The sequence below is a fragment of the Pseudomonas sp. NFPP12 genome (genome assembly GCF_900103205.1).
GTDB classification, from domain to species: Bacteria; Pseudomonadota; Gammaproteobacteria; order Pseudomonadales; family Pseudomonadaceae; genus Aquipseudomonas; species Aquipseudomonas protegens.
Map to the genome: position 1 here is coordinate 160,754 of NZ_FMWW01000007.1, position 22,729 is coordinate 183,482.

A 22,729-nucleotide genomic window follows, 5' to 3' on the forward strand; every position below is an offset into this window, starting at 1 on the left:
GCCGCGACCAACGGCCCGCCCGAGCAATCAGGGTTTCCCTCGGCAGAGTGCGGTCATGTATGCTACGGCGCTTCCTGTAACTCCACTTCCAGCTCCATCGGGCACTGAAAAACGCCGCATTTGGCGTCATCGCCACCCGAAGTTGCGTTGAAGAGGATTAGGCCACCCCTATTCAGTACAAAAGTAGCCATGCACGAACACTATCAGCCCCGTGAAATCGAAGCCGCCGCCCAGTCGTTCTGGGACGAGCAAAAGTCCTTTGAAGTCAGTGAACAGCCAGGCAAGGAAACTTACTACTGCCTATCGATGTTCCCTTACCCCAGCGGCAAGCTACACATGGGGCACGTGCGCAACTACACCATCGGCGACGTGATCTCCCGCTACCAGCGCATGCAAGGCAAGAACGTTCTGCAACCCATGGGTTGGGACGCCTTCGGCATGCCGGCGGAAAACGCCGCGATGAAAAACAACGTGGCTCCCGCCAAGTGGACCTACGAAAACATCGCCTACATGAAGACCCAGCTGCGCAGCCTGGGCCTGGCGGTGGACTGGTCCCGCGAGGTCACCACCTGCAAGCCGGACTACTACCGCTGGGAACAGTGGCTGTTCACCCGTCTGTTCGAAAAAGGCGTGATCTACCGCAAGAACGGCACCGTGAACTGGGACCCCATCGACCAGACCGTGCTGGCCAACGAACAGGTGATCGACGGCCGCGGCTGGCGTTCCGGCGCGCTGATCGAAAAGCGCGAAATTCCGATGTACTACTTCAAGATCACCGCCTATGCGGATGAACTGCTGGAGAGCCTCGACGAACTGCCGGGCTGGCCCGAGCAGGTCAAGACCATGCAACGCAACTGGATCGGCAAGTCCCGTGGCATGGAAGTGCAATTTCCCTACGACCAGGCCTCCATCGGCGAAGCCGGGACCCTGAAAGTCTTCACCACCCGTCCAGACACCCTGATGGGCGCGACCTACGTTGCCGTGGCAGCCGAGCACCCGCTGGCCACCCTGGCGGCGCAGGACAACCTCGAACTGCAGGCCTTCATCGCCGAATGCAAGGGTGGCAGCGTCGCCGAAGCCGACATGGCGACCCAGGAAAAGAAAGGCCTGCCGACTTCGCTGTTCGTCGAGCACCCGTTGACCGGTGAAAAACTCCCGGTCTGGGTCGCCAACTACGTGCTCATGCACTACGGCGACGGCGCAGTCATGGCCGTACCGGCCCACGATGAGCGCGACTTCGAGTTCGCCACCAAGTACAACCTGCCGATCAAGGCCGTGGTACGCACCAGCGCTGGCGATGAAACTCCGGCGCCCTGGCAGGACGCTTACGGCGAGCATGGCGAGCTGATCAACTCCGGCGAGTTCAACGGCCTGGACTTCCCTGGCGCGTTCGATGCCATCGAAGTGGCGCTGCTGAAGAAGAACCTCGGCCAATCGCGCACCCAGTTCCGCCTGCGGGACTGGGGCATCAGCCGCCAGCGCTACTGGGGCTGCCCGATCCCGATCATCCACTGCGACAGCTGCGGCGATGTACCCGTCCCGCAAGAGCAGTTGCCGGTGGTATTGCCGGAAGACGTGGTTCCTGATGGCGCCGGTTCGCCACTGGCGCGCATGCCCGAGTTCTACGAGTGCAACTGCCCGAAATGCGGAGCACCTGCCAAGCGTGAAACCGACACCATGGACACCTTCGTCGAGTCCTCGTGGTACTACGCCCGTTACGCCTCGCCGCACTATGAAGGCGGCCTGGTAGATCCGGCCGCGGCCAACCACTGGTTGCCGGTGGATCAGTACATCGGCGGTATCGAACACGCCATCCTGCACCTGCTCTACGCGCGTTTCTTCCACAAGCTGATGCGTGACGAAGGCCTGGTGAGTTCCAACGAGCCGTTCAAGAACCTGCTCACCCAGGGCATGGTGATTGCCGAGACCTACTACCGTCGCGAAGCCAATGGCAGCTACACCTGGTACAACCCGGCGGATGTCGAGCTGGAGCGTGACAGCAAGGCCAAGATCATTGGCGCCAAACTCATCTCCGACGGCCTGCCGGTGGAGATCGGCGGCACCGAGAAGATGGCCAAGTCGAAGAACAATGGCGTCGACCCGCAATCGATGATCGAACAATACGGCGCCGATACCTGCCGCCTGTTCATGATGTTCGCCTCGCCGCCCGACATGAGCCTGGAATGGTCCGACTCTGGCGTTGAAGGCGCGCACCGCTTCCTCAAGCGCGTCTGGCGCCTGGCCCAGGCCCACGTCAGCCAGGGGCTGCCGGGGGCTCTGGATGTAGCGACACTGAGCGACGAACAGAAAGCCATTCGCCGTGCAATCCACCTGGCCATCAAGCAGGCCAGCCAGGACGTGGGTCAGCATCACAAATTCAACACCGCCATCGCCCAGGTGATGACTCTGATGAACGTCCTGGAAAAAGCGCCGCAAGGCAGCGAGCAGGACCGTGCACTGCTGCAGGAAGGCTTGCAGACCGTAGCCCTGTTGCTCGCCCCGATCACTCCACACATCAGCCATGAGCTGTGGGGCCAACTGGGTCAAAGCGGCGCGATCATCGATGCCGGCTGGCCAGCCTTGGACGAAAGCGCGCTGGTGCAGGACAGCTTGCAACTGGTGATCCAGGTCAACGGCAAACTGCGTGGCCAGATCGAGATGCCAGCCAGCGCCAGCCGTGAAGAAGTCGAAGCGGCCGCTCGCAGCAACGAGAACGTACTGCGCTTCACCGAAGGCCTGACGATTCGCAAGGTCATCGTGGTGCCGGGCAAACTGGTCAACATCGTCGCCAGCTAATTGGATCAGGCGCACGGTCCAGGATCGGGCGCCGAATAAAACCTCCAGGGCCACAAGGTTGGCCCATCTGGTTTCAAGGGGAGCAATACATGATCAAACGTAATCTGCTGGTGATGGGCCTGGCCGTGCTGCTGAGCGCCTGTGGCTTCCAGCTGCGCGGTACTGGAACCCAGGAGCTGTCCATCAAGGAACTGGACCTGAGCGCCCGGGACGCCTACGGCACCACCATCAAGATGCTCAAGCAACAGCTGGAAAGCAGCGGTGTGCGAGTGCACGCCGGCGCACCTTACAAGCTGGTGCTGCTGAGCGAGGAGAACTCCCAGCGTACCCTCAGCTACACCGGCGGTGGCAGCTCGGCCGAGTACGAGATTGGCACCACGCTCAAGTATGAGATCCTGACTCACGACAACCTGCACCTGCTGGACGACAAACTGGAAGTGCAGAAAGTCTTCCTGCACGACGGCAACAACATCACCGGTTCCGACCAGGAGTCTTCCGAGACCCGCAAGGAAATGCGTCGCGACCTGATCCAGCGCATGCTGATCCGTCTGCAATTGCTGACCCCGGACCAGCTTGCCCAGCTGCAGGCGACCGCCGAAGCCAAGGCCAAGGCAGAAGCCGACGCCCTGGAAGCCGCACGCAAGGCTGAGGCGGAAACCCCGCAACAGTCCCCTATGGAACTGCCGAACCAGTAAGCCACGCGGGGCGCTCCGGCGCCCCCCTGGCACCCGCCTATGAAACTCGCCCCTGCACAACTCGGCAAACACCTGCAAGGCACTCTCGCGCCGATCTACGTGATCAGCGGCGATGATCCCCTGCTCTGCCAGGAAGCCGCCGACGCCATTCGCTCTGCCGTACGCCAGCAGGGGTTCGATGAGCGCCAGGTATTCAGCGCCGATGCCAGCTTCGACTGGGGCACCCTGCTGCAAGCAGGCGCCAGCATGTCGCTGTTCGCTGAAAAACGCCTGCTGGAATTGCGCCTGCCCTCGGGCAAGCCTGGTGACAAAGGCGCAGCAGCGCTGATCGAATACTGTTCGCGGCCTGCCGAAGACACAGTGCTGTTGATCAGCCTGCCCAAACTCGATGGCAGCGCGCAGAAAACCAAATGGGGCAAGGCTCTGGTCGAGGGTGTCCAGACTCAGTTCGTACAGATCTGGCCGGTGGATGCCAACCAGCTGCCGCAGTGGATTCGCCAGCGCCTGTCCCAGGCCGGCTTGTCCGCCAGCCAGGATGCCGTCGAATTGATCGCCGCCCGGGTCGAAGGCAACCTGCTGGCCGCAGCCCAGGAAATCGAGAAGCTCAAGCTGATGGCCGAGGGCGGGCAGATTACCGTCGAAACGGTCCAGGCGGCGGTGGCCGACAGTGCCCGCTTCGACGTATTCGGCCTGGTGGACGCCATCCTCAATGGTGAGGCGGCCCATGCCCTGCGCATGCTGGAAGGCTTGCGCGGCGAAGGCGTGGAACCACCGGTGATTCTCTGGGCACTGTCCCGGGAACTGCGCCTGCTGGCCAACCTGGCCCTGCAGTTCAGCCAGGGCGTGCCATTGGACAAGGTCTTCAGCCAGGCTCGCCCGCCCGTCTGGGACAAACGCAAACCCCTGATGAGCAAAGCCCTGCAGCGCTACTCCGCACAACGCTGGGGCCAACTGCTGCTCGATGCCCAGCGCATTGATGCGCAGATCAAGGGACAGGCCAGTGGCTCGCCCTGGAGCAGCCTGAGCCGCTTATCGCTGCTGATGGCCGGCCAGCGCCTGGCGCTTGCGGCCGAGTAAAGCTGCCACCCCGTCACGCTTACAATTTTCTGCATCCATGATGCTGGACAGCGGCCCGACTCTGGCCGATGATCTGCGCCGCAACACCTCCCTCCCAAAGTGAGTACTGAGCATGAGCAAGCCATCCAAGCATGGCCCCAACAAGGCCAAATCCATCGTCGCCCAGCCACTGTTCCGCAGCCGTCAGGAACGCCCGGCCAAGGGCAAAGGCAGCTACCGCCGCGAAGCCTTCCAGTCTAAAAGCTGGGAGGCTTCTTACTTTCTGGCTGCCTGAAGCCCAGAACCCCGCCGGCATGATAAGGTCTGCACCTGATTGTTATTCTCTCTGGACCCGTGCATGCCCTTTTGTCTTTCCCGTCGTTGGCACATGCGCCAACTGATCGCTGCCTCCAGCCTTATTCTGCTAGTCGCCTGCGCGGAAAAACCCACCGCCGCCGACGCCCAGCCACTGCCCAACCTCCAGGCAGCCCCTCTTGCCGCACCTGCCACTGTCGCGCCCCTGACCGTCGACAACCTGGATATCCAGCCCACCCAGACCTTTGACCAATGGTTGAACGCCTTCCGTGCCGAAGCCTTGGGCGCCGGTATCCGTGCCGAAGTATTTGATCGCGCCTTTGCCGGCGTGACACCGGACATGAGCGTGATCAAGGCCGACCGCAGCCAGCCCGAGTTCAGCCGCCCAGTATGGGAATACCTGGAGGGGGCGCTGTCCCCGGTCCGGGTACGCAAGGGCCAGGCACTGCTGGTGCAGTACAGCGACATCCTGCAACGGATCGAACAGCGCTACGGCGTCGACCGCCAGGCATTGGTGGCGGTATGGGGCATGGAAAGCAATTTCGGCGACTTCCAGGGCAACAAATCGGTCATTCGCTCCCTGGCCACCCTGGCCTATGAAGGTCGGCGCCCGGCGTTTGCCAACAGCCAATTGATCGCTGCGCTGCAGATCATCCAGCATGGCGATATACAGCCCGAGAAAATGCTCGGCTCCTGGGCCGGAGCCATGGGCCAGACCCAGTTCATTCCCACCACCTACAACACCCACGCCGTGGACTTCGACGGCGATGGCCGCCGGGATATTTGGAACAGCCCGGCCGATGCACTGGCCTCCACCGCGCACTATCTGCAGAGTTCCGGCTGGCAGCAAGGACAGCCCTGGGGTCTTGAAGTACAGCTCAACAGTGGTTTCGACTACGCCCTGGCCGACGCCTCCACCCGCAAGACCGTGGGCGAATGGATGCGCCTGGGCATGACTCCTGCCAATGGCAAGGCCCTGCCTTACGGCTCGGAACACCTGTCGGCCTCACTGCTCTTGCCAGCGGGTTACCGCGGCCCGGCGTTCCTGATCCTGGACAACTTCCGGGCAGTGCTCAAATACAACAACTCCTCGTCCTATGCCCTGGCGGTGAACCTGCTCTCCGAACGCTTCGGCGGAGCCGGCCAGATCAGCGGCAGCTGGCCCAAGGACGACCTGCCCCTGAGCCGCTCCGAGCGCATCGAGCTACAGACACTGCTCAGAGCCAACAGCTATGACGCCGGTAATCCCGACGGCATCATCGGCGCCAACACCCGCAAGGCCATTCGCAATGCCCAACAGGCACTGGGCTGGCCCGCGGATGGCTATCCGACCCACAAGCTGCTGGAAAGCCTGCGCAATCGTTAGGAGCCGGTCCGGCGCAGTGGAAACACTCCCCTCTCCGGCCCTGCGATTACTTGAAGACCACATCCTGCGCCAGGGTCACTTCCCTGGCTCCCGCATCCAGCCTGACCAACGCGCCCATGGGCAAGGTCAGGTTGGGGTCGCAGTGACCACTGCGCCATCCCGCCAGCACCGGAATCCGCAGCGGTTCGAAGGTCTGCTTGAGCAAAGCGCACAACGCCGCAAAATCCACACCGGCCACATCCCCCACCAATACCCCACGCAGATTTTCCAGCTTGCCGGCCAGGCGCAGGTGATTGAGCAGGCGATCTATGCGGTACAGCGGCTCATTGACATCCTCGATAAACAGGATGATGCCGTCGGTATTGATCTCATACGGGGTGCCCAGGGTACTGGCGATCAGCGACAGGTTCCCGCCCAGCAGGGAGCCCAGCGCAATGCCCGGCTCGATGGTGGTCAAGGGGAAGGCCACGGGATGGGGCAGCAGGCTGCCAGCCCGGGCCTGGCCTCGAAGCAGATTGAAAAAGGAGGCCTCGGTGGGCGCCTGCTTGTCGCCCAACAGGTCGGCGTTGAGCATCGGCCCGTGAAAGCTCACAAATCCGGCATAACGGTTGATCGCCAGGTGCAGGGCGGTGATATCGCTGTAGCCGACAAAGGGCTTGGGATTGCGCCGCAACAGATCGAAATCGATCTTGTCCAGCAGGCGGGGGCTGCCGTAGCCGCCACGCAGGCACAGAATGGCGTCTATGTCCGTGTCGGCGAAAGCCTCATGCAGGTCCTTGAGGCGCGCTTCGTCGCTACCGGCCAGGTACCCCTCCTGCAACCCGACACCCGGGAAGATCCGTAGGCTGTATCCCCTGGAGCGCATCCATTGGTGGGCTTTTTCAGTATCCAGCGCTGCGGGACCGGCAGGTGCAATAAGGCCGATAACGCCTTCTGCGGCCAGCGCCGGCACCGGCAGGTGGGCGTTCAGCGCAGCAGTCGGTTGGATAGGCATGCAGATTCTCCCTGTGTGAATTCACCCAAGCACAGTAGCCATGAATGGTGTCAAACAGAAGAGGCGGGATTTAAAAAGCGGCGGGCGCTGCGAAAGTGCTCGAAAGAGCCGGGGAACTGCCCGCAAGACGTGCGCCTTGCGGGCAGGCAGATCAGGAAACCAGGCCTGCCTTGGCCAGTTTCGCTTGTTCGTCGGCATGGTACGAAGAACGTACCAGCGGGCCGGAAGCAACGTTCTTGAAGCCCATCCGATAACCTTCCTCGGCGAACCAGGCGAAGGTGTCAGGGTGCACGAAGCGCTGGACCGGCAGGTGGTTGCGCGACGGTTGCAGGTACTGGCCAAGGGTCAGCATGTCGATGTCGTGCTCGCGCATGCGCTTCATGACCTCGATGACTTCGTCATCGGTTTCACCCAGGCCCAGCATCAGCCCGGACTTGGTGGGCACATGCGGCACCAGTTGCTTGAATTTCTGCAGCAGGGTCAGCGACCACTGGTAGTCCGAGCCAGGACGGGCGGCCTTGTACAGGCGCGGCACGGTTTCCAGGTTGTGGTTGAACACGTCCGGCGGCGTGGCTGCGGTGATTTCCAGGGCGACATCCATGCGGCCACGGTAGTCGGGAACCAGGGTTTCCAACTGCACGTTCGGCGACAACTTGCGGATTTCACGGATGCAGTCGGCAAAGTGCTGGGCACCGCCGTCACGCAGGTCATCGCGGTCCACCGAGGTGATCACCACGTATTTCAGGCGCAGATCGGCGATGGCCACCGCCAGGTTCATCGGCTCGTCGACATCCAGAGGCTTCGGACGGCCATGACCAACGTCACAGAAGGGGCAACGACGGGTGCAGATGTCGCCCATGATCATGAAGGTCGCGGTGCCGCCGGAGAAGCACTCGCCCAGGTTCGGGCAGGACGCCTCTTCGCAGACGCTGTGCAGCTTGTGCTTGCGCAGCAGCTGCTTGATCCGATCGACTTCCGGGGAGACGGGGATGCGTACGCGAATCCAGTCCGGTTTCTTCGGCAGTTCGGTAGTCGGAATGATCTTCACCGGAATGCGCGCGACCTTTTCCGCACCGCGCAATTTGACGCCGGTTTCAACTTTCGGACGGGCCGCTCGCTCGGAGATATCCAGCGTCGGGATCAGGGTTTGAACAGCGTCTTGCGCAGTAGTCATATCAGTCGATTCCGCCCGTTAGGGTCGTCTGCTCAGCATAGTCGAGGTGTTTGACGAGCTGCGCACGCAGCCGGGCACTTACCTCGGCAAATTCAATCGGCCCTGCATGGTCGCTCAGCTGGGTCATCGCCAACCCGGCATAACCACAGGGGTTAATCCGTCGAAACGGCTGCAAATCCATGTCCACGTTCAAGGCCAGACCGTGAAAAGAGCATCCGTGACGGATACGCAGGCCCAGGGAGGCGATTTTCGCCCCATTGACGTAGACGCCCGGTGCATCGGGCTTGGCCGCCGCCGGCACGCCGTAGCTGGCCAGCAGCTCGATCAGGCAGTGCTCCATGCGGTTGACCAGGTCCCGCACACCGAAACCTAATCGGCGCACATCCAGCAGCAGGTAGGCCACCAGTTGGCCAGGGCCGTGATAGGTCACCTGGCCGCCGCGGTCCACCTGCACCACGGGGATATCCCCCGGGAGCAACAGGTGCTCGGCCTTGCCGGCCTGGCCCTGGGTGAATACCGGTGGATGCTGCACCAGCCAGACTTCATCCGGTGCATCGGTACCGCGTTCATTGGTAAAGCGCTGCATCGCTTGCCAGACCGGCTCGTAAGCCATCTGGCCAAGCTCACGAAAGCCCAGCGTCTGTGGCATCACAGCACCATGTGGACGACACCGGTAGCACGCAGGGCACTATTGATATCACGCAGTTGGTCTTCACCGGTGGCGGTGATGTGCAGTTGTACGGTGGTGTACTTGCCGTTGCTGCTTTGACGCTCGGCCAGGGACTTGATGTCCAGCTTGGCGTACTTGGCAAGGATCTCAATCACGGTGTCCTTGAAGCCGACAACCGTGTCACCGATCACCTTGATCGGATAGTCATCGACGGGAAACTCAATCTTGTGCGACTTAACGTCAGTGTCTGTCATGGCGGTAACGGCCTCGTATAGCCGGACGACGGACATGGCCCCCGCTCCACTGGGGAACGAGGGCCACGCAGGTCGACAATATCAGTTGAACAAGCCGTAGAAGAATAGACGGATGCTATCCCACATGCGACGGAAGATACCACCTTCGTCGACCGCTTCCAGGGCGATCAGATCAGCGCTGTGCACCACCTTGTCGTCCAGTTTCACTTCGACTTTACCAATCACGTCGCCCTTGGCGATCGGCGCGATCAGTTGCGGGTTCATGGTCATGCTGGCGGCGAGCTTTTTCAATTGGCCTTTAGGCATAGTCATGGTCAGGTCTTCGGCCAGACCGGCTTTGACCTGATGAGTGGTGCCCTTCCAGACCTGGGCCTGGGCCAGCTCGGTGCCCTTCTGGTAGAAGGTCTGGGTTTCGAAGAAACGGAAACCGTAAGTCAGCAGCTTCTGGGTTTCAGCAGCACGAGCCTGTTCGCTGTTGGTTCCGAACACCACGGCGATCAGGCGCATGCCATCACGCACCGCCGAGGACACCATGCAGTAGCCGGCTTCGTCGGTATGGCCGGTCTTCAGGCCATCAACGGTCTTGTCGCGCCACAGCAGCAGGTTGCGGTTGGGTTGCTTGATGCCGTTCCAGAAGAACTCCTTCTGCGAGTAGATCGCGTAGTGCGCAGGGTCTTCGTGGATGATCGCGCGAGCCAGCACCGCCATGTCGTGGGCCGACGAGTAGTGCTCTGGGTTCGGCAGGCCGGTAGGGTTCATGAAGTGGCTGTTGCTCATGCCCAGGTCGGTAGCCGTCTTGTTCATCATGTCGGCGAACGCGTCTTCGCTACCGGCGATATGCTCGGAAACCGCGACGCTGGCGTCGTTGCCCGACTGGATGATGATGCCGTGCAGCAGGTCGCTGACGGTGACTTGCGAACCCACCTTGATGAACATCCGCGAGCCGCCGGTACGCCAGGCGTTCTCGCTGACGGTCACCGGATCGTTCTCGCCGATCTGGCCGCGACGGATTTCCAGGGTCGCGATGTAGGCGGTCATCAGTTTGGTCAGGCTGGCCGGCGGCAGGCGCTGGTCACCATTGTTCTCCACCAGCACGTTACCGCTGCTGGCGTCCATGAGCACATAGGATTTGGCGGCCAGTTGTGGTGGCGACGGCATCGCTTCGACCGCCCAGGCGGCGGGCGTGATGATCAGCGGGACAAGCAGGCACAGGCGTTTGGCAAAGGTGGTGATGTTCATCCGTCTCTCGAAGTTGCTAATGGAAACTTGCCCTTGCGGGCAAAACTATTTCAGACAGCCTTCTAAAGGGCTGTCGCGTGTGCAGTTGTTCACTCACTGACCCTTGCCGGGCTTTTGTTGTTCGACGAGCCAACAACCAGGACCCACCCCCCAATACCGCAAGCGGATCTTCAATCTTCAGTATTCTTACTCGGCAGAGACCACGCTGGCCTGCCCAAGGTTCGCCAGGCGTACGCTGTTCTGCGCTTGCTGGGCCTCACCCGGCGTGCCGAATGGCCCCAGGCGGACCCGATGCAGCGTCTGTTGATTGCGGACGATCGAGCTGATGAACACCGGGGCGCTCACCATGCCACTCAATTTCGACCTCAACAGCTCGGCAGCGTCAGGGTTGGCGAAGGCGCCCACCTGCAGATACTGGCCAGAAGCTGCTGCCGTGTTTTTCACTTGTACGGGAACCACAGCCGCCGCGTGCTGCTGGGGCGGCGGGGTCCATTGTTCGACAGTGCCGGCCGAGGCCGTGACCACCGGCGCGCTATTCTGCGCCACTTGCGGCTCGTTGAGCATCAGCGGCGCCGGACGGCCACGCTGAGCCCACCATTGCTGCGGATCGATGCCCTCGACCTTGACCCGGGCGGTGCCGGTCTCGGCATAGCCGAGCTTCTTGGCCGCGGCGTAGGAAAGGTCGATGATCCGGTCGGAATAGAACGGCCCACGGTCGTTGACCCGCAGGATCACGCTGCGATTGTTGTCCAGGTTGGTGACCTTCACGTAACTGGGCAACGGCAGGGTCTTGTGCGCGGCACTCATGCCGTACAGGTCATAGACCTCGCCATTGGCGGTGTTCTGGCCGTGGAACTTGGTGCCATACCAGGACGCCGTGCCGGAGGCCACGTAGTTCTTCGATTCCTGGATGGGGAAATAGGTCTTGCCCAGTACCGTGTAGGGGTTGGCCTTGTAGGGGCCGGTATGCAGGGTCGGGGTCGCATCGGGGATGCGCGAAACGTCGACATCCCACCACGGTGCGCCATCCTTGTGGGCGCGGTTGACGTCCAGGCCCGGCATGGAACGCACAGCGGTGGAAGATTTCTGCTGCGGCGAGCGACTCGTCGAGCAACTGACCACCAGCAAGGACAACGCGGCAAAAGCCACCAGCTTCAGGGGTTTGCGAATTGGCATTGCCAGCATTACTTGACGCCCCGTGCTTGGACCAGCTGTTCAGACAACTGATGTACGGCCATGGCGTACATCACGCTGCGGTTATAGCGAGTGATCGCGTAAAAATTCTTCAGGCCCATCCAGTATTCCGGGCCATTGTCACCTTCCAGACGGAAAGCGGTGACCGGCATATCATCGCGCAGCGCATCATGACTCGACCAGCCCAGGGCCCGCAACTCCCCGACGGTTTTCGTCGGTTCGATCCCGGTGGTCAAGCCTTCATCTACCCGATCGCCACGCACATCGGCGCGACTGACCACCGGTTCGCCGGCCACCCAGCCGTGGCGTTTGAAATAGCTGGCCACACTGCCGATGGCATCATCGGGGTTGGTCCAGATATTGATGTGGCCGTCACCGTCGAAGTCCACCGCATAAGCCCGAAAACTGCTGGGCATGAACTGTGGTAGGCCCATGGCTCCGGCGTAGGAACCCTTGAGGCTCAATGGATCGACCTGCTCCTCACGCGCCAGCAGCAGAAACTCGCGCAGTTCCTTGCGGAAGAACTCGGCACGGGGTGGATAATCGAACCCCAGGGTGGACAATGCGTCGATCACCCGGTAATTCCCGGTATTTCGACCGAAAAAGGTTTCAACGCCGATGATCGAGACAATTACCTGGGCCGGTACGCCATATTCCTGCTCGGCGCGGGCCAGCACCGCTTCATGCTGGCGCCAGAAATCCACACCGCGGGCAATGCGCGCGTCGGTGATGAACATCGGCCGGTATTCCTTCCACTGCTTGACCCGCTCGGCGGGCCGCGAAATGGCGTCAAGAATCGACTGCTTGCGCTCGGCCTCGCGGAACACAGCCATCAGCTGTTCCCCGGCAAAACCATAGTCCCGAGTCATTTCGCCCACGAATTCGGCCACCTGGGGCGAACCTTCGTAATCACCGGCGAACGCGGGCTGCGCTGCACCAAGGATGCTTACCAGACCGACCCACGGCGCCTGCCGAGCGGCCCAGCCACGCATTGCTTGCATTGAATTCTTCACCTTAATCAAACCTGCGCGATCCACTTGCGATGGGTATGGATCGACATCAAAACCCCAAACGCTGACAGTAGCGTCACCAGCGAAGTTCCTCCGTAGCTAATGAACGGCAACGGCACCCCTACGACCGGCAACAAGCCACTGACCATACCGATGTTGACGAAAACGTAAACAAAAAACGTCATGGTCAGGCTGCCCGCGAGCAATTTGCCAAACAGTGTCTGGGCCTGGGCGGTGATCACCAGCCCGCGCCCGATCAGCAGCAGGTAGATCAGCAGCAGCGCACAGATGCCCACCAGGCCGAACTCCTCACCCATGACAGCGATAATGAAGTCGGTGTGGCTCTCCGGCAAAAAGTCCAGGTGCGACTGGGTGCCCAGCAGCCAGCCCTTGCCGAACACCCCACCGGAGCCGATGGCGGCCTTGGACTGGATGATGTTCCAGCCGGTGCCCAGCGGATCGCTCTCCGGGTCGAGGAAAGTCAGGATCCGCTGCTTCTGGTAGTCGTGCATGATGAAGAACCACATGGCGATGGCCACGGGAACCGCAGCCGCCAGCACGCTGAGGATCCAGCGCCAGCGCAGGCCGCCCATGAACAGCACGAAGGTGCCGCCGGCCAGGATCAGCAAGGCCGTACCCAGGTCAGGCTGGCGCACGATCAGGATGAACGGAATGCCAATCAGCACCAGGCTGATCCCCACATGCTTGAGATGGGGTGGCAGGGTGCGCTTGGACAGGTACCAGGCGATGGTCGCCGGCATGATGATCTTCATGAACTCCGATGGCTGGAAGCGGATCACCCCGGGGATGTTGATCCAGCGGGTCGCTCCCATGGCGTTGTGGCCCATGACATCTACCACCACCAGCAGCACCACGCCGAACACGTAGCCCAGCGGCACCCAGCGGGCCATGAAGCGCGGCTCGAACTGGGCGATGACGATCATCGACACCAGGCCGATACCGAATGAAGTGGCCTGCTTGGCCAGCAGGTCCCAACTCTTGCCGCTGGCGGAATACAGCACGAACAGGCTGCCGGCAGCCAGGGTCAGCAGCAGCACCAGCAGCGGGCCATCGATATGCAGGCGCTGCAACAGCGTCGCGCGACGGCGCATCACATCCTCACTGGAGAGGATGCGGTCAAAATTACTCTTCACGGGCCGTAGCCTCCGCGCTGATAGGGCTGGCGAACTCGGGCTTGAGCTGGCCGTCCTGGCCGAGAAGCCAGGCGTCCATCACCTGACGCACTACCGGTGCCGCGACGCCGGAGCCCGACTCACCGTTCTCGACCATGACCGAGACCACGATCTTGGGGTTTTCCGCCGGCGCGAAGCCGACGAACAAGGCGTGGTCACGATGCCGTTCCTGGACCTTGGAGCGGTCGTACTTCTCGCCCTGCTTGATCGCCACCACCTGGGCGGTACCACTCTTGCCGGCAATCCGGTACGGCGAACCGGCCGCAGCCTTGCGCGCGGTGCCCCGGGCACCGTGCATCACCTGCTGCATGCCATGGTTGACCTTCGTCCAGTCCGAGGGGTCACGCAGGACAATGTCCGGCATCGGGTTGTGATCCACCGGCTTCTCGCCCTCGATGCTTTTGGCCAGGTGCGGCCGGTTCCACTTGCCCTTGCTGGCGACCAGGGCGGTGGCCTGGGCCAGCTGCAACGGCGTGGACTGCATGTATCCCTGGCCGATCCCGAGAATCAGGGTCTCCCCCGGGAACCAGGCCTGGCGCCGGGTGGCGCGCTTCCATTCGCGGGTCGGCATCAAGCCCGGCGACTCCTCGAACATGTCCAAAGAGACCTTCTGGCCGATACCGAACTTGCTCATGTAGGCGGACAGCCGGTCGATCCCCAGCTTGTGGGCCAGGTCGTAGAAATAGGTGTCGTTGGACCGCATGATCGCGGTATCCAGGTCGACATAACCGTCACCGGTACGGTTCCAGTTGCGGTACTTGTGGTCGTAGTTGGGCAACTGGTAGTAGCCCGGGTCGTAGACCCGGGTCGAAGCCGTGACCACGCCGGCATCCAGCCCGGCAATGGCCACCGCCGGCTTGATGGTCGAACCCGGCGGATAGAGGCCCCGCAGCACCCGGTTGAACAGCGGCCGGTCGATGGAATCGCGCAGCTCGGCATAGGCCTTGAAGCTGATGCCGGTGACGAACAGGTTGGGGTCGAAGCTCGGCTGGCTGACCATCGCCAGCACTTCACCGGTACTCGGATCCAGGGCTACCACCGCGCCACGGCGCCCGCCCAGGGCAAGTTCCGCGGCTTCCTGCAACTTGATGTCCAGGCTCAGGACAATGTCCTTGCCGGGAATCGGGTCGGTGCGCTTGAGCACCCGCAGCACCCGGCCACGGGCATTGGTCTCGACCTCTTCGTAACCCACCTGGCCGTGCAGCTCAGGCTCGTAGAAGCGCTCGATGCCGGTCTTGCCGATATGGTGGGTGCCGCTGTAGTTCACCGGATCGAGGGACTTGAGCTCTTTCTCGTTGATCCGCCCCATATAGCCCACGGAGTGCGCAAAATGCGCGCCCTGGGGGTAATGCCGGACCAACTGGGCCACCACTTCCACACCGGGCAGGCGGAACTGGTTCACCGCGATCCGGGCGATCTGCTCTTCCGTCAGCTCGAACAGGATCGGCACCGGCTCGAAAGGCCGACGCCCCTGCTTCATGCGCTTTTCAAACAGCACCCGGTCTTCCGGAGTCAGCTCCAGCACCTCGACGATCACGTCGAGCACCTGCTGCCAGTCGCCAGAGCGCTCGCGGGTCATGCTCAGGCTGAAGCTGGGCCGGTTGTCCGCCACCACCACGCCATTGCGGTCGAAAATCAACCCGCGAGTCGGTGGAATCGGCTGCACGTGGACTCGGTTGTTCTCCGAAAGGGTGGAGTGATAGTCGTACTGGATCACCTGCAGGTAATACAGCCGGGCAATCAGCACACCGATCAGGCAAACCACCATGATGGCGCCGAACACGACACGGCCACGCACCAGACGGGCGTCTTTTTCGTGGTCCTTGATGCGGATCGGCTGGGACATGAGGGGCGCGGGCTACTTGTGGTAAGGGTGCCCGGACAGCACGGTCCAGGCGCGATACAGCTGTTCACCGATGAGAATCCGTACCAGCGGGTGCGGCAAGGTCAGCGGCGACAGCGACCAGCGCTGATCCGCCCGCGCACAGACCTCCGGCGCCAGCCCTTCCGGGCCGCCGACCATGAAATTCACGGTGCGCGAATCGAGACGCCAGCGATCCAGTTCCACCGCCAGTTGCTCGGTGCTCCAGGGTTTGCCATGCACCTCGAGGGTGACGATGCGCTCGTTATGCCCGACCTTGGCCAGCATGGCCTCGCCCTCCTGACGGATGAAGCGAGCCACGTCGGCGTTCTTGCCCCGGGTATTGAGCGGAATTTCCACCAGTTCCAACGCCAGCTCGGATGGCAGACGCTTGGCATACTCGTGCCAACCCTCTTCCACCCACTTGGGCATGCGTGAACCGACAGCGATCAGACGCAGGCGCACAGCCGTCCCTTATTGCTGGTCTTTGTTGAGCTTGGTGAAGTGCTCGTGGCCATGCTCCGGGCTGTGGTGCTTGCCATCGGCCGCGCGGCTCTGCTCGGCGCCCTGCCACAGACGCTCCAGGTCGTAGAACTGACGAGCCGAGGCGGTCATCATGTGCACGATCACGTCGTCCAGGTCCAGCAGCACCCAGTCACTGTCGCCCTTGCCTTCTTCACCCAATGGGCGCACGCCCTGGGCCTTGACCATTTCACGGACCTTTTCCAGCATCGCGCCGATCTGGCGGTTGGAGGTACCGGTAGCGATGATCATGTAGTCAGTGATGCTCTGCTTGTCGCGAACATCGATCACCAGGACGTCCTGGGCCTTGACGTCTTCCAGCGCGGCGACAGCCACCTTGACCAGATCTTCGCCTTTCATTACTTGGTTAGTCATATAAAACTCGTTTAGCTCGTATGTTTGGAACGCCGCTCAGCACAGGCCGGCAGCGCTCCTTCAGTTCGGCGCACGGTAAAGCCCGTGTGCATCGATATAGGCCAGGACCGCGTCAGGCACCAGGAAACGTACCGACTTACCGCTGGCCAGCAGTTGACGGATCTGGGTGGCGGACACCGCGAGCGGCGTCTGCCAGACGAATGCAATGTGTCCCCCAGGCCCTTGCAGGGCCAAAGGGTCGCTCACCGAACGCGCTGCCAGCAGGTTGCGCAAGGCATCCGGCGGTTCGCTGTCGGCATCCGGGCGTTGCAGCACCAGGATGTGGCAATGCTGGAGTAACTCTTCCCAACGATGCCAGGTGGGCAGGCCGCAAAACGCGTCCCAGCCCAGTAACAGAAACAACTGGTCATCTGCGGCCAGCTCGGCCCGCATCTGTTCCAGGGTGTCGATGGTGTAGGACGGCTTGTCCCGTTTCAGCTCACGGTCGTCCACCACCAGGGGTGAAACGCCCGCCACCGCACACTCGACCATCGCCAGACGATCGAGAGCCGACACCTGCGGTGTATCCCGATGGGGCGGCCTGGCACTGGGTACCAGGCGCAGCTCATCGAGTTGCATGGATTCCGCCACCTCCAGCGCGCCACGCAAGTGGCCGATATGCACTGGATCGAAGGTGCCGCCCAGCAGACCGATACGTTTGCCCATCAAGTACGCACGTGACCGTCGCCAAAGACTACGTACTTCTCGCTGGTCAGCCCTTCCAGCCCAACCGGGCCACGGGCGTGCAGCTTGTCGGTGGAAATGCCGATCTCCGCGCCCAGGCCGTACTCGAAGCCGTCGGCAAAGCGCGTCGAGGCATTGACCATGACCGAACTGGAATCCACCTCGTTAAGGAAGCGCCGGGCGTCACTGAAGTTTTCGGTGACGATCGAGTCGGTGTGGTGCGAGCCATAGGTATTGATGTGCTCGATGGCCTGCTCCAGATTGTCCAGCACGCGGATCGAGAGGATCGGCGCGGTGTACTCGGTGCGCCAGTCTTCTTCGGTTGCTTCCAACACACCGGCACCGAGGAGTGCGCGGGTTTGCGCACAGCCACGCAGCTCGACGCCCTTGTCGCGGTAGATCGCGGCCAATGGCGGCAATACGCGCTCGGCAATGGCGGAATGAACCAGCAGGGTTTCCATGGTGTTGCACGGTGCATAGCGCTGGGTCTTGGCGTTGTCGGCAATGCGAATGGCCTTGTCCAAGTCCGCCGCGACATCGATATACACGTGGCAGACGCCGTCCAGGTGCTTGATCACCGGCACCTTGGCGTCACGGCTGACCCGCTCGATCAGGCTCTTGCCGCCACGGGGCACGATCACGTCGACGAACTCGGGCATGGTGATCAGCGCTCCAACCGCAGCGCGGTCGGTGGTTTCCACTACCTGCACCACGTGAGGCGGCAGGTCGGCCGCCGCCAGGCCCTGCTGAATGCAGGTGGCGATGGCGCGGTTGGAATGGATCGCCTCGGAACCGCCGCGCAGGATGGTGGCGTTGCCCGACTTCAGGCACAGGCTGGCCGCATCGATGGTCACGTTCGGGCGCGACTCGTAGATGATGCCGATCACCCCCAGGGGCACGCGCATCTTGCCCACCTGAATACCCGACGGCAGGTAGCGCATGTCGCGGATTTCACCGATGGGGTCAGGCAGCTTGGCCACTTGACGCAGGCCTTCGATCATTTCGTCGATACGCGCCGGGGTCAGCGCCAGGCGATCCAGCAGAGCCGGCTCCAGACCATTGGCCCGGCCGTTGGCCAGGTCCTGCTCGTTGGCCGCAGTCAGTTCCGGTCGTGCCGCGTCCAACGCATCGGCAGCCGCCAGCAGCGCACGATTCTTTTGCGCGGTGGTGGCACGGGCGATCACCCGGGAAGCCTGGCGGGCAGCGCGACCCAGGCGGGTCATGTAGTCAAGAACGGACTCAGTCATGGTCTGGTGTGGTCTTGGCAAAGAGGAAAGCGGCTGATTATAGCTGTCGCGCCGGCCCACGGACAGCGGTCACGGGCGGATGGTCGAAATGGAGTGCAAATACCCAGCGTTCAGCCTGAATTAAGCCTGGAGTTGTTACCATTGCGTCACCTTTTCCGCCATAACCCTTCGCCACCATGTCCATTCTGACCTCTGCAAAACTGCCAAAAGCCCTGCCGGACGGCTTTTTCGACCGTGATGCCGAGCTTTTGGCCCGCGAACTGTTGGGCAAAGTCATCCGCCATAAAGTCGGCGATCTGTGGCTGTCCGCGCGCATTATCGAAACCGAAGCCTATTACTGCGAGGAAAAAGGCAGCCACGCCTCCCTCGGCTACACAGAAAAGCGTAAGGCTTTGTTTCTGGACGGCGGCCACATCTATATGTACTACGCCCGCGGCGGCGACTCCCTGAACTTCAGCGCCCGGGGCCCTGGCAATGCCGTACTGATCAAGTCCGCCTATCCCTGGGTCGATGAAGTCTCCGGCCCTGCCAGCCTGGCGCAGATGCTGCTTAACAATCCGGACGCCAGTGGCCGGCCGCGCCCCGCGCAAAAGCTCTGCGCCGGCCAGACCCTGCTGTGCAAGGCCCTGGGCCTGAAGGTTCCGGTCTGGGATGCGAAACGCTTCGATCACGAGATCCTCTTCGTCGAAGATGTGGGCGCCGCCGTGCCACACATCCTCCAGACCACCCGCCTGGGCATCCCCCATGGGCGTGACGAACACCTGATGTATCGCTTTGTCGATGCCGCCTACGCCCCCTACTGCACGCGCAACCCAATGCGTCGCGGCCAGGTCGAAGGGCGCGACTACCTGGTGCTCGGCTGACGCCACCGTCCCACCTCTGCAAAAAACAACAACGGAGTTGAATTTATGGGCCCATGGCTCGACAGCGTGACCGCCTGGCTAACCAGCAACCCCCAATGGCTGGCAGCCGCAGTGTTCATCGTGGCCTGCATGGAATGCCTGGCAATCGTGGGCCTGATCGTGCCGGGCACGGTCCTGCTGTTCGCAATTGCGGTACTGGCCGGGAATGGCGCCCTGTCACTGGGGGAAACCCTGCTCCTGGGTGCTGCCGGCGGATTGCTGGGGGACGTGATGTCCTATCTGCTGGGACGGCATTTCCACCAAGGCATTCGCCGCTTGCCCGGCCTTCGTCACCACCCTGAATGGATCAGCGGTGCGGAAAGCTACTTCCAGCGCTATGGCATCGCCAGCCTGCTGGTGGGCCGCTTCATCGGCCCGCTACGGCCAATGCTGCCGATGGTGGCTGGAATGTTCGACATGCCGTTCCCACGCTTTCTCGCTGTCAGCCTGCTGGCGGCGGCGGGCTGGTCGTTGGCCTATCTGCTGCCGGGCTGGGCCACGGGTGCGGCGATTCGCCTGCCCCTGCCCGAAGGCTTCTGGCCCCAGGCGGGCATCGTCATTGGCAGCCTGGTGGTGCTTGTCGGCCTGAGTGTCAACAGCAGCCTGCGGCGTCATCGCCGGGCAACCCTGTTGATGTCCGGCCTGAGCCTGCTGATTCTGGCAGGGCTGTTCATCGGCTATCCGTACCTGACGCAGTTCGACCAGGGCCTGATCGCCCTGGTACAGGAGCACCGGGACCCGGCTCTGGACAAGATCATGGTCATGGTCACCCAGATCGGCGAGTTCCGCGCCATGTTCATCCTCAGCGCAGTGCTGACCCTGCTGCTCCTGGCCCTGCGCCAATGGCGCCAGGCCGCGTTCGCCGGAGCGACCCTGCTGTGTACTGCCCTGGCCAACACCGGCAGCAAATGGTTCTTCGCACGGGTACGCCCTGAAGTGCTGAGCGAGCCTCTCACCAGTTTCAGCATGCCCAGCGGTCACTCTTCCGGCTCTTTCGCCCTGTTCTTGACCCTGGCAGTTCTGGCCGGCCGTGGCCAGCCACCCCGCATGCGCCTGACCTGGCTGTTGCTGGGCTGCCTGCCGGCGGCCTCCATTGCCTTGTCCCGGGTCTATCTGGGGGCCCATTGGCCAACCGACATTCTCGCCGGCGCCATGCTCGCGGCCTGTGTCTGCGCCGCCAGCCTGTCCCTGAGCCAATGGCAAGGCCCGCTCAAGCCGATGCCGGCCAGGGCCTGGTGGCTACTACTGCCGGTCATGCTGTTGATGTGCGGATACATGGCGACACGGCACTTGCCTCACGCCCTGCTGCGGTACGCCTATTAAAGGCGCCAGAGGCAAGCTGCGGCCGTCACTACAGGCTGCGGCTCAGGCGAAGAGTTCGCCTTGCAGCTCGTCCAGCAACTGCTGGATGGCATCCAGACGCTGCTGCGGGTCATCCAGTTGCAGCAGGTCGATCTTGTCCTGTTCGGAAAAAGGCAGCAGGTAGGCCAACTGATTGGCCAGTGACAGCTGCCCCGTAGCCTCGACCCCCATATCCAGGGCCTCGACCATCGGATGCTCGGCCAAGGCCTTGAGCAGCGCAATCAGGTCCGCATCCTCATCCTGCAACGGCTGCTCGGGGGCCTCTTCCAGCCATTGCACCCGGGCCACCGTCAGTTGGTCTTTCTGCACTTCGCTTTGCAGAATGCGAAAACGCCGACCGCCCCTGACCCTGATTCCCAGCAGCCCGTTGTCCTGCTGGTGGAAGTCGGTGATCAAGGCTTCACAGCCAATTTGCGCATAGCCCTGGGCGGCCGTCCCGACCTCCTCCCCTTCAAGGATGCACACCACCCCAAACCCGCTGCCCTGCTTCATGCAGCGCCCGATCATGTCGAGATAACGCGCCTCGAAAATCTGCAGATCGAGAATGCAATCGGGAAACAGCACGGTATTCAGAGGAAAAAGCGCCAGGTTCATACTTCCTTCCTTAAACCAGCAACGACACCGCCAACGGCAGCAACACTGCCGTGGCCACGCCCATCAGACTCATCGCCAGCGCCGCAAAGGCGCCGCACTCCTCACTTTCCTGCAAGGCCACCGAGGTGCCCACTGCGTGGGCGGTCATGCCCAGGGCCATGCCTCGCGCTTCCGGGCCATGCACCCCCAAACGGTTGAGCAGGCCCGGGCCAAATATCGCTCCGATCACTCCGGTAATCAGCACGAAGACCGCCGCCAACGCCGCCACGCCACCAATCTGCTCGGCCACCAGCATGGCAATGGGCGAGGTCACCGACTTGGGCGCCATGGTCATTAGGATCATGTGCTCGGCACCAAACCACCATCCCAGCAGTACGCCCAGGCTGGTAGCCACGACGCCACCCACCACCAGCGTAGCCAATATCGGCCAGAACAATTGGCGGATCCGTCGCAGGTTGAGGTACAGCGGCACCGCCAGGGCTACCGTCGCCGGGCCCAGCAGAATGCTCAGGATTTCGGTGCTCTTGCGGTACTCGGCATAGCTCAGGCCGCAGCCGAGCAGCACGCCGATCACCAGTAGCATGGACACCAGCACCGGCTGCAGGAACATCCAGCGGGTCTTCTCGAACGCCGCCAGCACCAGTTGATAGGCACCCAGCGTGATGCCGATGCCAAACAGCGGGTGATGGATCACCGCGGCCCAGGCCCCCTGCCAATCGAAGATCATTGACTGTCCTCCTGCCGGCCCTGGCGCTTGACCAGGCGCTGCATCAGCACGCCGACAAAAGCCATCGAGATCACCAGGGACAACACCAGCGCGCCGGTAATGGCCCAGAAGTCCGCGGCGATGTCCCGGGCATAGACCATGACCCCCACCGCAGGCGGCACCAGCAGCAGCGGCAGGTAACGCAGCAGGCTGCCAGCCGCGAGATTCAGCGGCTCGCCCACTTCACCGCGCACCACCAGGAAAACCAGCAGCAGCAACAGGCCGATGATGGGCCCGGGAAGCACGGGCAACAGCAGGTGATTGAGCGCCGTTCCGAGCAATTGGAACAGCACCAGCCATGTCAAACCGCGTAACAACATACCGCCTCTCCAGCCAGATCCCGTCGCGCATTATAAGCACGCAGGTGCTATGAACCGGCATTCGCCAAAAGCATGGATGTTTACCGGGAAGGATCGCCATG

Annotated in this window: 22 protein-coding genes and 1 pseudogene; 7 read left to right on the plus strand and 16 right to left on the minus strand. The window is 62.3% G+C overall.

Features of this window, described 5'->3' with window-relative positions:
• Positions 1-189 precede the first annotated feature (189 nt).
• From leuS to BLS75_RS28670, 5 genes are all read left to right on the plus strand, one after another.
• Positions 190-2,796 carry a leucine--tRNA ligase gene (gene leuS / locus BLS75_RS28650; protein ID WP_072452916.1) on the plus strand — a complete coding sequence of 869 codons (2,607 nt, stop codon included), beginning with the start codon at positions 190-192 and terminating at the stop codon, positions 2,794-2,796.
• Between the two features lie 89 nt (positions 2,797-2,885).
• Positions 2,886-3,491 carry an LPS-assembly lipoprotein LptE gene (gene lptE / locus BLS75_RS28655; protein WP_072452915.1) on the plus strand — a complete coding sequence of 202 codons (606 nt, stop codon included), beginning with the start codon at positions 2,886-2,888 and terminating at the stop codon, positions 3,489-3,491.
• Between the two features lie 39 nt (positions 3,492-3,530).
• A complete protein-coding gene (holA, locus tag BLS75_RS28660; RefSeq protein WP_072452905.1) occupies positions 3,531-4,568 on the plus strand; it encodes a DNA polymerase III subunit delta in 1,038 nt (345 codons plus the stop codon).
• A 112-nt stretch (positions 4,569-4,680) separates the two neighbouring features.
• Positions 4,681-4,842 carry an alternative ribosome rescue factor ArfA gene (gene arfA / locus BLS75_RS28665; RefSeq protein ID WP_015637164.1) on the plus strand — a complete coding sequence of 54 codons (162 nt, stop codon included), beginning with the start codon at positions 4,681-4,683 and terminating at the stop codon, positions 4,840-4,842.
• A gap of 63 nt (positions 4,843-4,905) precedes the next feature.
• The gene (locus tag BLS75_RS28670) at positions 4,906-6,228 is read left to right on the plus strand and encodes a lytic murein transglycosylase (protein WP_072452903.1); all 1,323 of its coding nucleotides are present in this window, start codon (positions 4,906-4,908) and stop codon (positions 6,226-6,228) included.
• Positions 6,229-6,274: 46 nt separating this feature from the next.
• Here the strand turns inward: BLS75_RS28670 and BLS75_RS28675 are convergent, their stop codons facing one another.
• From BLS75_RS28675 to BLS75_RS28735, 13 genes and pseudogenes are all read right to left on the minus strand, one after another.
• Positions 6,275-7,222 (minus strand): S66 peptidase family protein, encoded by a 948-nt coding sequence (locus BLS75_RS28675; RefSeq protein WP_072452901.1) that lies wholly within the window; start codon positions 7,220-7,222, stop codon positions 6,275-6,277.
• 151 nt (positions 7,223-7,373) lie between these two features.
• Positions 7,374-8,396 carry a lipoyl synthase gene (lipA, locus tag BLS75_RS28680; protein WP_011063663.1) on the minus strand — a complete coding sequence of 341 codons (1,023 nt, stop codon included), beginning with the start codon at positions 8,394-8,396 and terminating at the stop codon, positions 7,374-7,376.
• A gap of 1 nt (position 8,397) precedes the next feature.
• Positions 8,398-9,045, minus strand: coding sequence for a lipoyl(octanoyl) transferase LipB (gene lipB, locus BLS75_RS28685; RefSeq protein WP_011063664.1), 648 nt, complete (start codon positions 9,043-9,045; stop codon positions 8,398-8,400).
• Positions 9,045-9,320 (minus strand): DUF493 domain-containing protein, encoded by a 276-nt coding sequence (locus tag BLS75_RS28690; protein WP_011063665.1) that lies wholly within the window; start codon positions 9,318-9,320, stop codon positions 9,045-9,047. Before BLS75_RS28690 ends, lipB begins: the two co-directional genes overlap by 1 nt.
• An 81-nt stretch (positions 9,321-9,401) precedes the next feature.
• Positions 9,402-10,559, minus strand: coding sequence for a D-alanyl-D-alanine carboxypeptidase family protein (locus BLS75_RS28695; protein WP_011063666.1), 1,158 nt, complete (start codon positions 10,557-10,559; stop codon positions 9,402-9,404).
• Positions 10,560-10,745: 186 nt separating this feature from the next.
• Positions 10,746-11,744 (minus strand): septal ring lytic transglycosylase RlpA family protein, encoded by a 999-nt coding sequence (locus BLS75_RS28700; protein ID WP_011063667.1) that lies wholly within the window; start codon positions 11,742-11,744, stop codon positions 10,746-10,748.
• The gene (mltB, locus tag BLS75_RS28705; protein ID WP_011063668.1) at positions 11,744-12,754 is read right to left on the minus strand and encodes a lytic murein transglycosylase B; all 1,011 of its coding nucleotides are present in this window, start codon (positions 12,752-12,754) and stop codon (positions 11,744-11,746) included. Before mltB ends, BLS75_RS28700 begins: the two co-directional genes overlap by 1 nt.
• A 17-nt stretch (positions 12,755-12,771) precedes the next feature.
• On the minus strand, positions 12,772-13,875 hold the full coding sequence (rodA, locus tag BLS75_RS28710) for a rod shape-determining protein RodA (RefSeq protein WP_015637169.1): 1,104 nt from the start codon (positions 13,873-13,875) through the stop codon (positions 12,772-12,774).
• Positions 13,876-13,906: 31 nt separating this feature from the next.
• On the minus strand, positions 13,907-15,802 hold the full coding sequence (gene mrdA / locus BLS75_RS28715; RefSeq protein WP_011063670.1) for a penicillin-binding protein 2: 1,896 nt from the start codon (positions 15,800-15,802) through the stop codon (positions 13,907-13,909).
• Positions 15,803-15,814: 12 nt separating this feature from the next.
• Positions 15,815-16,282: a 23S rRNA (pseudouridine(1915)-N(3))-methyltransferase RlmH gene (gene rlmH / locus BLS75_RS28720; RefSeq protein WP_011063671.1), complete on the minus strand. Its 468-nt coding sequence runs from the start codon at positions 16,280-16,282 to the stop codon at positions 15,815-15,817.
• 9 nt (positions 16,283-16,291) lie between these two features.
• Positions 16,292-16,699 (minus strand): annotated as a pseudogene (gene rsfS, locus BLS75_RS28725) (ribosome silencing factor); the annotation flags it as partial.
• Between the two features lie 75 nt (positions 16,700-16,774).
• Entirely contained in the window at positions 16,775-17,419 is a 645-nt protein-coding gene (nadD, locus tag BLS75_RS28730; protein WP_011063673.1) for a nicotinate-nucleotide adenylyltransferase, read from the minus strand.
• A complete protein-coding gene (locus BLS75_RS28735) occupies positions 17,419-18,684 on the minus strand; it encodes a glutamate-5-semialdehyde dehydrogenase (protein ID WP_011063674.1) in 1,266 nt (421 codons plus the stop codon). The genes nadD and BLS75_RS28735 overlap by 1 nt, the downstream gene beginning before the upstream one ends.
• A gap of 176 nt (positions 18,685-18,860) precedes the next feature.
• Here BLS75_RS28735 and BLS75_RS28740 point away from each other — a divergent pair, with 176 nt between their 5' ends.
• Together BLS75_RS28740 and BLS75_RS28745 are read left to right on the plus strand one after the other, a co-directional pair.
• Entirely contained in the window at positions 18,861-19,547 is a 687-nt protein-coding gene (locus BLS75_RS28740) for a DNA-3-methyladenine glycosylase (protein ID WP_011063675.1), read from the plus strand.
• Between the two features lie 45 nt (positions 19,548-19,592).
• Positions 19,593-20,909, plus strand: a complete 1,317-nt coding sequence (locus BLS75_RS28745) for a bifunctional DedA family/phosphatase PAP2 family protein (RefSeq protein ID WP_072452899.1) — start codon at positions 19,593-19,595, stop codon at positions 20,907-20,909.
• 42 nt (positions 20,910-20,951) lie between these two features.
• Here BLS75_RS28745 and BLS75_RS28750 read toward each other — a convergent pair whose 3' ends face one another.
• Genes BLS75_RS28750 through BLS75_RS28760 form a run of 3 tightly spaced genes read right to left on the minus strand, consistent with a single transcriptional unit; the run spans position 20,952 to position 22,628 of the window.
• Positions 20,952-21,542: an LON peptidase substrate-binding domain-containing protein gene (locus BLS75_RS28750; RefSeq protein ID WP_015637174.1), complete on the minus strand. Its 591-nt coding sequence runs from the start codon at positions 21,540-21,542 to the stop codon at positions 20,952-20,954.
• Positions 21,543-21,552: 10 nt separating this feature from the next.
• Positions 21,553-22,269 carry an LrgB family protein gene (locus tag BLS75_RS28755; RefSeq protein ID WP_011063678.1) on the minus strand — a complete coding sequence of 239 codons (717 nt, stop codon included), beginning with the start codon at positions 22,267-22,269 and terminating at the stop codon, positions 21,553-21,555.
• Positions 22,266-22,628, minus strand: coding sequence for a CidA/LrgA family protein (locus tag BLS75_RS28760; RefSeq protein ID WP_011063679.1), 363 nt, complete (start codon positions 22,626-22,628; stop codon positions 22,266-22,268). Before BLS75_RS28760 ends, BLS75_RS28755 begins: the two co-directional genes overlap by 4 nt.
• Positions 22,629-22,729 lie beyond the last annotated feature (101 nt).

Bases quoted from the DNA above. Each gene is read 5' to 3' on its own strand.
- leuS (WP_072452916.1), top strand. From the start codon at position 190: ATGCACGAACACTATCAGCCCCGTGAAATCGAAGCCGCCGCCCAGTCG.
- lptE (WP_072452915.1), top strand. From the start codon at position 2,886: ATGATCAAACGTAATCTGCTGGTGATGGGCCTGGCCGTGCTGCTGAGC.
- holA (WP_072452905.1), top strand. From the start codon at position 3,531: ATGAAACTCGCCCCTGCACAACTCGGCAAACACCTGCAAGGCACTCTC.
- arfA (WP_015637164.1), top strand. From the start codon at position 4,681: ATGAGCAAGCCATCCAAGCATGGCCCCAACAAGGCCAAATCCATCGTC.
- BLS75_RS28670 (WP_072452903.1), top strand. From the start codon at position 4,906: ATGCCCTTTTGTCTTTCCCGTCGTTGGCACATGCGCCAACTGATCGCT.
- BLS75_RS28675 (WP_072452901.1), bottom strand. From the start codon at position 7,222: ATGCCTATCCAACCGACTGCTGCGCTGAACGCCCACCTGCCGGTGCCG.
- lipA (WP_011063663.1), bottom strand. From the start codon at position 8,396: ATGACTACTGCGCAAGACGCTGTTCAAACCCTGATCCCGACGCTGGAT.
- lipB (WP_011063664.1), bottom strand. From the start codon at position 9,045: ATGCCACAGACGCTGGGCTTTCGTGAGCTTGGCCAGATGGCTTACGAG.
- BLS75_RS28690 (WP_011063665.1), bottom strand. From the start codon at position 9,320: ATGACAGACACTGACGTTAAGTCGCACAAGATTGAGTTTCCCGTCGAT.
- BLS75_RS28695 (WP_011063666.1), bottom strand. From the start codon at position 10,559: ATGAACATCACCACCTTTGCCAAACGCCTGTGCCTGCTTGTCCCGCTG.
- BLS75_RS28700 (WP_011063667.1), bottom strand. From the start codon at position 11,744: ATGCTGGCAATGCCAATTCGCAAACCCCTGAAGCTGGTGGCTTTTGCC.
- mltB (WP_011063668.1), bottom strand. From the start codon at position 12,754: ATGCAAGCAATGCGTGGCTGGGCCGCTCGGCAGGCGCCGTGGGTCGGT.
- rodA (WP_015637169.1), bottom strand. From the start codon at position 13,875: ATGCGCCGTCGCGCGACGCTGTTGCAGCGCCTGCATATCGATGGCCCG.
- mrdA (WP_011063670.1), bottom strand. From the start codon at position 15,802: ATGTCCCAGCCGATCCGCATCAAGGACCACGAAAAAGACGCCCGTCTG.
- nadD (WP_011063673.1), bottom strand. From the start codon at position 17,419: ATGGGCAAACGTATCGGTCTGCTGGGCGGCACCTTCGATCCAGTGCAT.
- BLS75_RS28735 (WP_011063674.1), bottom strand. From the start codon at position 18,684: ATGACTGAGTCCGTTCTTGACTACATGACCCGCCTGGGTCGCGCTGCC.
- BLS75_RS28740 (WP_011063675.1), top strand. From the start codon at position 18,861: ATGTCCATTCTGACCTCTGCAAAACTGCCAAAAGCCCTGCCGGACGGC.
- BLS75_RS28745 (WP_072452899.1), top strand. From the start codon at position 19,593: ATGGGCCCATGGCTCGACAGCGTGACCGCCTGGCTAACCAGCAACCCC.
- BLS75_RS28750 (WP_015637174.1), bottom strand. From the start codon at position 21,542: ATGAACCTGGCGCTTTTTCCTCTGAATACCGTGCTGTTTCCCGATTGC.
- BLS75_RS28755 (WP_011063678.1), bottom strand. From the start codon at position 22,269: ATGATCTTCGATTGGCAGGGGGCCTGGGCCGCGGTGATCCATCACCCG.
- BLS75_RS28760 (WP_011063679.1), bottom strand. From the start codon at position 22,628: ATGTTGTTACGCGGTTTGACATGGCTGGTGCTGTTCCAATTGCTCGGA.